The organism is Prauserella endophytica (genome assembly GCF_005146945.1).
GTDB lineage: Bacteria > Actinomycetota > Actinomycetes > Mycobacteriales > Pseudonocardiaceae > Prauserella_A > Prauserella_A endophytica.
Genome location: NZ_SWMS01000017.1, coordinates 146230 through 154773, shown reverse-complemented (window position 1 = coordinate 154773; position 8544 = coordinate 146230). Strand labels below are relative to the sequence as shown.

The window sequence follows — 8544 nt, the reverse complement described above, 5'->3', positions numbered from 1 at the left end:
ACACCTGTCCACGACACGAAATACCAGGTCAACGGCAAGATTCGGAAATCGAAGTCGAGATAACCGCAGCCATGATCGACCGGCTCGTCCACCACGCCGAAGTGATCGCCCTCAAAGGGCGACAGCTACCGGCTCAAGAACCGCGACCTCGGCCGCGTCCCCGCCGCCAGCACAACCGAAGAGTAAACATCAACACGCCGGGCAGAGGGGTCAGGATTCAGATGCCGAAAAGTGTTCAAGATTCACGTGCCGTTGACAGCTCGAGCGTTAGCACCGAATTCGACCAGCAAGCCGACACTTGGCTGACGAGAGGACTCGTACTCAACCGGCAAGCTGAAGGCTCCTCAGCCTCCTCAGCTGCCGGTTCGAGCCGATGGCGTCGGCAAGTGCCACGGCATGTTCGACATGGTGTCTCGCACTTTCCAAATCCCTTGAATACACGAACGCAGTTGCAAGGTCGACCCGTAGTGCTACCTGTGCGCGCGTAAAACTCGGATCGAGGTCGTCCAGCGCACCCGCCAGAACATCGACTGCCTCGGGTTCACCGACACGCGCCAACGCGTGCCCACGCCAGCGAGCAAGATGAACGTCGCCGTGTGCCACGTATGGACGCTCCAAGTCGTAACCCCCAGCCGGGAGCAATGCCGCCGCCTCATCGAAGGCTCGCAAGCTAGCCGTGCGCCGGTTGGCTCCCGCCAACGCTTCACCATGAGCAGCAGCCAGCCAGGAACGCAAGACCCTTGGGACGCGACCTACCCGCTTACGTACCTCGCTCAGCAACTGGACAGCTTCGACCTTTTGACCAAGATCGATCAGCACGAATGCCCGTTCAGCCGTCGCGTGTGCCTCGAACAACAGGTCACCGGACTCCCGAGCTGCCGTCTTCGCGCGCTCGTAAAAGCGCCACGACGTCGACAGGCACCCGGCATCAAGTGCTTGCCAGCCAGCGAGTGTGCACACCTCAGACAGCAGCGACGCCAGGCGGCGACGCCGAGCCGGTTGGAGACTGTGTCGCAGCAGCGCCGAAACCTGCTCGACCTTGGTCGCCGTCTCTTCGTGCGCTACGACAGCTCCGAGCTGCCGATCGAGCCGTCGGATCATCGTCAGCTGCCCATGCAGCAGGTCGATCAGCTCGTCGTCCACCTGCGCAGCACTCCGCAACCTCGTCAGCAGTTCCGCTTCTCCCGCGTCGCTCGTCGGTCGCTCAGCAGGGGCAGACAGCAGCACGTCGATCGGCACGCCGAAGATCCGCTCCAGCAGGCGCACTGTAGCCGGTCGCGGCTTGCCCAGCGGCTTTCCCTTCGGACCACGACCGGACACCAGGCGGTCCAGGTGACGGAGACTCAAGGTTCCCTGCTCTCCGTGCTCACGGGCGAAGCGCTCGGCGAACTCCACGAACTCCTGAAGCGTCTCCCGGCGCACCTCACGTATCTGCTGCTCGAGCACGGTGCGCGGCTCTCTACCGCCGTGGCTCGCTCCCGTAGATCCGCTGCCATTGACTCCCATAAGACGGCCCCGTGTCTGGTGCGTGTCGTACTCGTTCCGCCTGCGCTGATGGCAAGCTGGTTTTAGTCTTACACACATCATCGTCACTGTTCAGGACGATTCATGGATTCGGGGAGATCAGCCTTGACGACCACCAGGAGACTGCACGTCGTCTGGCATCGTTGCGAGCGAGATGGCCGGGAGCACGCAGTGACCGACATCGAGTTCGCCCGCGGCCCACGGCGAAACGAGGGCCTCTACACCGCCGTCTGCGGCCACATCGTCCAGCCCGGCTCGATGTTGCTCCCTCCGGCGGCTGGATGTCCACGATGCGAAAGGCGCCTGCACAGGCCGTTCGCGCATCACCCTACGGGTCGAATGCCGGGTCGGCATCGCAGAAACCGCAGCCGGCACCAGCCGACCGAACTACCGCTGCCGCGACAGGTCGAGCACCGGGGTACGACACCGAGGACCAGCCGATGACGACCGGAGACGACGACCTCGCGAACCGTCTGGATGCGATCGAACGACGCATCGACGACATCGGCCAAACGCTCGACTCACTCGCAGAGCTGCTTGCGTCGCTGCGTGACGGCTGTCCAGACGACCCCTATCACCCTCGACAGCTACGCGCAGAGCGCCGCAGAGACGGCTTCCGGCGGTGGCGTCACAGGCGTCACTGGCGCTGTTTTCGCAGGTAGCCACCTGTTCCCACCCGTCACGGCGGCCGTGACGGGTGGGACGGCTCGTGACGGCTTACGACCCACGTCCGCAGCCCTGCTCGGCAGCGGCTCGACGGATGTCCGCAACCAGGTAGCCGCGCACCTGCCGCGTCTCCCCGTCCTCGGTCGTGATCCTTCTCCGTTCGGACGAACAGCCGTACTCACTCATCTGCCGCCCGAACGCGTTCGGCTCGAAGTCGAGAGCACCGACGAGTTCAGCGGTTGGTATGAACTCACGGTCGTCGGCGTTGGCCTCGATGTACTCGACCACTGCCGCCAACGGATCCGGTAGGTCGACGGGCGCCGGCGCGGAGCCGATCGCCTTCGCGGCGCCTACAGGGTCGAGCAGCAACGCGGCGTCCTCGCCCGCCGCGTGACCGGTGAGTGTCCCGGCCGCCAGCCGTAGAGCACGACCGCGACGGCAGATGTCCTGCCAGTCCTCCACCGGCATGTAATAGGTCCGCACCGTCATCGCGAGGACGTCAGCTCCGGCCTGCGTCTCGCCGTCCGGACGAAGGATGCCCACACCCTTGTGTGAGGGAAGCAGCCGGCTGCTGTCGTAGCCACGCGTGTTCATCTGCTCTCCGAGCACGATGTTGCTGTCCCGCCAGTCCATCACCCGCAGTGCGAAGCGCGAGCCGAGCACCGCGCGCAGCCCGGACGGGATGGTCTTCGAGTCGGGCCGCTGTGTCGCGAGGACGAGCACGACCCCGGCCGCGGGGGCTTTCTTCGCCAGCCACGTGAGCAACTCCCCGATGTACTCGCCCGCGGTGAGCTTCTTGCCCTGCACGTCGATGGGCGTTCGGTCCTCCAATGGAACCTGGACCTCGTCGATGAAGATCGCTGTGATCGGCATGTTCAGCGCCGAATCCCTGGACATATCTGGCGTGATTTTGGATTCGGGGCAGATCTCGTCATCGAGGTCTCGCATGCGCCGGTACCGGCTTTGCACCTCCGAGACTAGCTCGACGAGCCAGTCCTTCAACGCCAGCACATGCTCCGTGTCGTCACCGGAGAGGAAGCGATGCGCGACCTGTTCCGCAGCGACCCAGTCCTTTCCTGCCTTGAAGTCCGCGACGTACAACCTCGTATGCGGATCGAGGACGAGTCCGGCGGCCGCAAGCCGTGCCGCGAAGGTCTTTCCCTGCCTCGGGATCGCGCCAACGAGCAATGAGGTCCACACCAGGGGCAGATCGATACGGCGATCCCGCGCGTCCCGGCCGAACGGCACCGGTTGCCACGCGTCCCATTGCGACACCCCGAGCAACGGTGTTCGCCGCGGCGGAGTCGCGTACGGATCTTCGTCGGCGACCCACATCGACACCCTGCCCGCGTGCCCGCCGTTCCCCCGTACACGCTCCACGATCAACTGGATCTCGTCGACTGCCAACGCTGAGGCGAGTGCCTCGCGGTGCTTCACGACGTCTGCGGCCTTACGAGTGGCAGGCAGGTCGACGATGACCGACCAGCCGTCGCCGACCCGGGTCGCCCGCTCGACCAGACGGAGCGACTCGTCCTTCCCGATCAGCTTCGCGTCGCGGAAGGCGTCGACCAAGACTTGGGTGTCCATGGTCCACGTCAGGGTGCGCGGTCCCGCCAGTGACGGCTTGCGTCCCGGCTTCCCGTCCTTGCGCCTGCCGAGGACGGCCAGCGCCACGGACGCCGCGGCGGCAACTATCCGCAACGGGCGCTCACCGTAGATGGCGGCGATGATGAAGATCGCCAAGGTAACAGCGACGAGTACCGCACCCGTAACCTTCCACCGGAACAACGTGAGCGCCCTGATCTCGGTGAACTTGTCCGCAAGCTTCTGAGACTCCTCTGCCGCCTCGCGATAGTCCCGTACGGTGATCCACCGGCGCCACAACCGCGCGCCTGTCACAAGTCCGCGCACCACCGCCCCCACGAACCGCCAGGGCGAGCGCAGGACGGCAACGATCCCGTCCTTCAACGCCTGCACCGCCTGCGCACGAGTCTTCAGACTGAGGGGCACCCGTGGGGAAGAGTGCCACCACCGGCGCAGCCGACGACGCCACGGGACCCGCACAGCCGGGAACGGTTGGTCCTCGACGAGCTCACCGTCCAGGACGGACTCACATCGCTGCAACTCCGGTGAACCCTCGCGCGCGAGGGACGAGCCTGTCGCGGATGCGTTCATGGAACCCGGCTCGTGGGCGTTCATGAGCGCTCGCCTCCCTGCGCGATCTCGTGCGCAAGGGCTTCGGCCACGCGAGGCGACAAGCCTCGGGAGCAGCCAGTCGCTCGACGCACCCATGCTGGGGTGATGACCACATCCGGCGTCCATGCCTCTCGAGCCTCCACCAGGTAGTCGCGGAACAGTTTCCGCCGCGCTGGCTTGCGAGGAGTGCGGCGACCAGGCCGGTCAGATCCCCGAGTGACCGAGAAGGCTTCCGCGAACGCGACGTTCACGGCCTCGGTCAACTTGTCCCGCAGATCTGTCACCGCCTCGGCGGCCACGAACACGAGCAGCGGCGGGACCGAATGGAGCACGACACCGGACAACGAAGCCGCCGCGTAGGACTCCCAGGTGTTCATGACGTAGGTCGCCGCCAAGGTGAACCACTTCGCGCGGCGAACCCATCGTCCTGTCCGAACCTGGTACCGCGCCGTCACCTGCTCGGCCCGCAGGATCGCCAGCAGCACCAGCGACACGGTGGGATCGAGCAGCCACGCCGCGAGCCACGGCAGTGACCAGGCGGCCGCGTCGCCGGCCGCGAACGACTGGACGTTGGCCATGGTGAACGCCAGACCAAGGATGATCCCGGCCCAGCAGAGGCGGTCGACCTGCGCGCGGACCTTCTCGACGCGCAAGGCAATGACGTCCGGATCTGCCTGGTACGAACGCAGCTCCGCAGCCTCGGCTGCCTCCTGTGCGAGTCGCTGTGCACTGGTGGACGCCCGCGGCTCCATTGTGGTGCGGCCGGGTGGCCGCCCGGAGGCGGCCACCCTTTCCCTGCCCCGCTTCTGGTCACTCATCGGCGGTCACCTCGGCGCCTTGTCGTGTCCAGCGACGTGACCGTCAACGTGCGCGTCAGCACGTAGGCGGCGAGGAGATCGGGCAGAGCGAGCACAACGACCAGCAACGTCGTGTTGCCTGGATTCACGATCACCAGCCACTGGACGCCGACGAACGCGGCCGCCATGAACACGACACGTCCGGCAAGTGACACCGCCCGCGCGCCGGCACGTGCGGTCTCTGCGGCCTTACGCGCCCGTCGGCTACCGAGCCGCCAGACGACTGCCAAAGCGAGCAGTACTCCCGCTCCGGCCATGACCTGCTCAGGGGTGAGGTCGATCGTCACGGCAGCTCCTCTCCCCACACACCTCGGTTGATGTGCCGCCATTTCCACACGCGGTAGACCTCGCGCCGATCGGTGTCGGCCAGCGCGCCCCAGATTCCAACCGTGTCGGCGCCTGCGGCGCGGAGCTCCAGCTCGAGGCACTCCTGGATGACCGGGCACCCGGCGCATGCGGCCGCCGCGAGCGCGCGGTCCGGGTCCGGCACGCCAGTCAGGTCCGGCATGCCGTCGCGGTCGAAAGCCCAGAAACACAGGCCGTCGCGGGTGACAACCTCGCAGAGCACGTCGTCGGGCAGATCCGCGAGATAGTCGAGGCTCTCGGCGATCTCGTCGTAGTCGTCCTGGTTCACCACGCGTCACCCCCGGCAAGCCGGGCAACCTCGCGCGCGGTACGACGCTCGGCCACGATGCGGGCGGGGTCGACGCACCGTCCCGACTCGGCTGCCTCGCTGATCAGCCGTTCGAGCGCGGCGGCAGGGATGACGTAGCGGTACCGGACTCGGACAGCCGGGAAGGCGTCCTCCCGGATGGCACGGTAGAGGGTGGACGGGTCGACACGGACGATCCGTGCCGCCTCTCGGACCGTGTAGAACACCGGCTTGCCGGCATTCGACATAGGGGTATCCATGAATGAATTCCTTCGAGATAGTTTCAGCGCAATTATGCGCTAATATCAGCGTATGTACGGATAGTATTGACCCAATTGCGCGAGGCGCCCTCGCGCCTTCGTGGTGGAGCGCTAATCTCGGCGCTGAGGCGGACCACGGAGGAATGGGTGACGGAGGACTGGACTGCAGTCGCGCGGGCGATCAACGAGCGCATGAACGAGCTCGGACTCCGCCAGCGCGAGCTCGCGGAGCGCTCGCACGTCTCGCAGGCGATCGTGCGTGAACTCCAGCACCGCACCGTGGAGCGGCGCCGCAGCAAGCGCACACTCGAGGCGCTGTCCCTGGCCCTGGAGTGGCATCCGGGCCACCTCTCGGCGGTACTTGCCGGACGAAAGCCTTTGCGCCCTGGGGAAACCGGAGATGACCCGACCGATCAGATCCTCGCGCGGCTGGCTGCGATCGAAGGCCGACTCGACGACATCACCAAGCGCTTGGACGCGATGAGCGTTGATGTCGCGGCCCTGACCGACCCGACGTTGCGCCGCCGCTCTCGGTAGGTCGCCGATGCGCTGCCGGTGCCGTTTGGTGTCTTCGTTCATGAAACCAGGAAACGGCAGCGCAAGCATTCTTCGCAGGTGGCGGCGGTTAACCCTGAGCCCGTTAACCACAATTAACTTCGCAGGTCAGCACGATTATCGCCGAGGTGATAATTGATGGCCGCGACCAAATTGCAGGCTGTCCGCAAGCAGCTCGAGTACAAGGCCGCGGACGTCATCACGCTGGTGGTTCGGCGCGCCGACGCGCTGGGTCTCGCGATCATGGAGCCGGCCAGCCTGAAGACGAAGCTCTCCCGGTGGGAGAACGGCCACGAGCAGGTGAGTGAGCCATACCGACGGCTGTTCCGCGACGTGTACGGCCGGACGAACGGCGAGCTCGGGTTCCCGGATGACGACGAAGACGACGAGGTCGCCGAGCTGCGGTCACGGCTGGCGCTGGCGCGCAGCGTCGACGCGGGGGCTGTCGAGGCGTTCCGTCAGCAGGTCGACAACGCACGACGCGTCGACCGGCAGTTCGGTGGTATCACCCTGCTGGACCAGCTCCACAGCCTGATCAAGCAGCTCGAGGGCCTCCTCAGCTACAGCACGGCCCGAGGTCAGCGGGAGGCGCTGGCGCAGGTCCTCGTGGAAGCGTCCACGCTCGCCGGCTGGGTGTCGCTCGACCGAAACGCCATCAGCCAAGCTTGGGGCCACTACGAGCGCGCGAAGGCGGCCGCCCGCGAGTTCGGCTCGCCCACCGCCTTGGCGCATGCGCTCGCCGAGCAGGCCTTCGTGCTGATCGACATCGGTGAGACCGCGAGCGCGGTCGAGGAACTCGACCACGCCCGCTCCCTTGGCGAACATCGGGTGTCGTCCCTGCTCCAGGCATGGTTGACCGCAGCGAGCGGCGAGGGCTTCGCGGCAGCAGGTGACGGCCCACAGGCGCTCAGGGCGTTCGACAGCGCCGACGAGCTCCTACCGGTGGACCCGCATGACCCGTCGCTGCCGTTCCTGTTCCTCGGCGACTCGCACCTCGACCGCTGGCGGGGCAACGCACTGGCGAAGCTGGGCGAACCGGAGGCCATCCAGCACCTCACCGACGCGCTCCCCCGGCTACCTGCGGCCTTCGTGCGCGCGAGGGTGGGCATGATGGTCGATCTCGCCTTCGCACATGCCGCGGCCGGGGACCGCGACGAGGCCCAACGCTACGCACGCCAGGCCCGGCAGCTTGGGCTCCAGATCAGGTCCGACCGGCATCTCCGACGACTGGGCGGCTTGATCCTGCCGACCGGTAGATCACGATCGCTGTGAGTTCAGGTAGTAGAGCAGCGCAACGAGGGTGCCCGACCCGAGCAGTTCCTGCCGCTGAGCGAGCTCATTGACGCGGGAGAGCGGAACCCACTCGACGCGGCCGACCTCCTCGGTGTCGGTCGGGTCGCCGATGCGCTCGGCGCCGCGCCAGAGGTAGACGTCCATCGGCGCGGTGACCTGGCCCGGAAGTGGCTCGAAGCTCACCAGATGCTCGCCCTCGCCGATGGGCTGCCAGCCGCTCTCCTCGGCCGCCTCCCGCGCCGCGGTCGCGGCGGAGTCCTCCTCGTCGTCCACGAGGCCACCCAGCAACTCGTACCCCCACTGCTTCGTGGCGAACCGGTACCGCCAGAGCATGAGCGCCTCATGCCGATCGTTGACGACCAGCGCGATGGCGATGCGCGCGAGGTGCACCACGTGGTACTCCCAGCGCTTTCCGTTCGGAGCCTGCACGTCTGTCAAGCCCACCTTGACCCAGCGGTTGTCGTAGATCAGCCGCTCACCGAAGGTTTGCCATGCACCACGTTCCTCAGCCACGGGCCACAGGCTACGCCTTGGTGATCGC

At 66.5% G+C, this 8544-nt stretch carries 9 protein-coding genes and 1 pseudogene; 3 read left to right on the top strand and 7 right to left on the bottom strand.

Features of this window, described 5'->3' with window-relative positions:
- Positions 1–186 (top strand): annotated as a pseudogene (locus FCN18_RS26945) (ATP-binding protein); the annotation flags it as partial.
- A gap of 135 nt (positions 187–321) precedes the next feature.
- Here the strand turns inward: FCN18_RS26945 and FCN18_RS26940 are convergent.
- From FCN18_RS26940 to FCN18_RS26915, 6 genes are all read right to left on the bottom strand, one after another.
- On the bottom strand, positions 322–1446 hold the full coding sequence (locus FCN18_RS26940; RefSeq protein WP_228714149.1) for a hypothetical protein: 1125 nt from the start codon (positions 1444–1446) through the stop codon (positions 322–324).
- 795 nt (positions 1447–2241) lie between these two features.
- On the bottom strand, positions 2242–4389 hold the full coding sequence (locus tag FCN18_RS26935; RefSeq protein WP_407675792.1) for a cell division protein FtsK: 2148 nt from the start codon (positions 4387–4389) through the stop codon (positions 2242–2244).
- Positions 4386–5138: a hypothetical protein gene (locus tag FCN18_RS26930; RefSeq protein WP_137096428.1), complete on the bottom strand. Its 753-nt coding sequence runs from the start codon at positions 5136–5138 to the stop codon at positions 4386–4388. The genes FCN18_RS26935 and FCN18_RS26930 overlap by 4 nt, the downstream gene beginning before the upstream one ends.
- 62 nt (positions 5139–5200) lie before the next feature.
- Complete coding sequence (locus FCN18_RS26925) at positions 5201–5530, bottom strand: hypothetical protein (protein ID WP_199542682.1); 330 nt, start codon at positions 5528–5530, stop codon at positions 5201–5203.
- On the bottom strand, positions 5527–5880 hold the full coding sequence (locus FCN18_RS26920) for a WhiB family transcriptional regulator (protein ID WP_113641836.1): 354 nt from the start codon (positions 5878–5880) through the stop codon (positions 5527–5529). The genes FCN18_RS26925 and FCN18_RS26920 overlap by 4 nt, the downstream gene beginning before the upstream one ends.
- On the bottom strand, positions 5874–6155 hold the full coding sequence (locus tag FCN18_RS26915; RefSeq protein ID WP_170200602.1) for a helix-turn-helix domain-containing protein: 282 nt from the start codon (positions 6153–6155) through the stop codon (positions 5874–5876). Before FCN18_RS26915 ends, FCN18_RS26920 begins: the two co-directional genes overlap by 7 nt.
- 147 nt (positions 6156–6302) lie before the next feature.
- On the opposite strand from FCN18_RS26915, the gene FCN18_RS26910 reads away from it, so the two are divergent.
- Together FCN18_RS26910 and FCN18_RS26905 are read left to right on the top strand one after the other, a co-directional pair.
- Positions 6303–6692 (top strand): helix-turn-helix domain-containing protein, encoded by a 390-nt coding sequence (locus FCN18_RS26910; protein ID WP_113641838.1) that lies wholly within the window; start codon positions 6303–6305, stop codon positions 6690–6692.
- Between the two features lie 156 nt (positions 6693–6848).
- Positions 6849–7982 (top strand): tetratricopeptide repeat protein, encoded by a 1134-nt coding sequence (locus FCN18_RS26905; protein ID WP_137096423.1) that lies wholly within the window; start codon positions 6849–6851, stop codon positions 7980–7982.
- Here the strand turns inward: FCN18_RS26905 and FCN18_RS26900 are convergent.
- Positions 7968–8516, bottom strand: a complete 549-nt coding sequence (locus tag FCN18_RS26900; protein ID WP_137096422.1) for an NUDIX domain-containing protein — start codon at positions 8514–8516, stop codon at positions 7968–7970. The genes FCN18_RS26905 and FCN18_RS26900 overlap by 15 nt on opposite strands.
- Between the last annotated feature and the right edge of the window lie 28 nt (positions 8517–8544).